Genomic DNA, 230 nt, shown 5'->3' with positions numbered 1-230 from the left:
AAACCAGATGCTCGACGAGCAGGCCAATGAGGATCACCGCCGCGAGCCCGGCGAACACGCGATCGGTATACAGCTCGTTTCGATTCTGGAAGATGTACCAGCCCAGGCCGCCCTGTCCCGCGCTCGCGCCGAACACGAGTTCCGCCGCGATCAGCGTGCGCCAGGCAAACGCCCAGCCCACACGCAGGCCCGCGATAATCGACGGCAACGCCGCCGGCACCAGAATGAGC

General features: G+C 65.7%; 1 protein-coding gene. It reads right to left on the bottom strand.

Features of this window, described 5'->3' with window-relative positions:
• The coding region (locus tag SB772_RS46245) for an ABC transporter permease subunit (protein WP_410839301.1) at positions 1–230 on the bottom strand (230 nt) is incomplete at both ends.

It is taken from the genome of Paraburkholderia sp. SIMBA_030 (assembly GCF_046535245.1).
Classification (GTDB): domain Bacteria; phylum Pseudomonadota; class Gammaproteobacteria; order Burkholderiales; family Burkholderiaceae; genus Paraburkholderia.
The sequence above is the reverse complement of the archived record's forward strand: the minus strand, read 5'-3'. Positions and strand labels throughout refer to the sequence as shown.